1 protein-coding gene is annotated in these 522 nt (G+C 64.8%); it reads left to right on the top strand.

Annotated elements, in window-relative coordinates; translation table 11 throughout:
• Positions 1-50: 50 nt before the first annotated feature.
• On the top strand, positions 51-522 hold a 472-nt coding region (locus KDH83_RS31370), incomplete at its 3' end, for a LysR family transcriptional regulator (protein ID WP_212323034.1).

Here is a 522-nt window from a genome sequence, read left to right as displayed (position 1 = left end):
CAAGTTGCGGGGCGCCGGTTGTCGGCGCCCCGCAACTTGAGGGGACGGGTATGTCAGATATCGATACGTCGATAGCGCGTTTTTTTCGCAGCGGCCTGAAGCTTGGGCATTTGCGCATCCTGGTGGCGCTGGGCGACTTGGGCCAGGTGACGCGGGTGGCGGCTGCGTTTCATGTCACGCAGCCAGCCATTTCCAAGCAGATCGCGGAGATCGAGGCGGCGCTGGGAGCACCGGTGGTGCGCCGGGTGGGCAATGCGCTGGAGCCGACCAGCATCGGGCTGGTGCTGATCGAGCGCGGGCGCGAGATCCTCCGGCAGATCGAATTGGCGAGACGGGACGTCAGCGCGCTGTCGGCCGGCGCGGCCGGTCATGTGCGTTTCGGCGCGGTGGTCACGATTCCCCAGCCCCTGATCGCCCATGCCGTCGAATTGTTCATCCGACGCGCGCCAAGCGCTTCGCTTTCCTTCGTGGATTCGACTCTGGATCGCCTTCTCCATATGATGGATGAGGGCAATCTCTCCC

It is taken from the genome of Achromobacter sp. Marseille-Q0513, from assembly GCF_018195695.1.
Taxonomy (GTDB): Bacteria; Pseudomonadota; Gammaproteobacteria; order Burkholderiales; family Burkholderiaceae_B; genus Achromobacter.
Note: the sequence above shows the minus strand (reverse complement) of the source record. Positions and strands in the feature narration are given on the sequence as shown.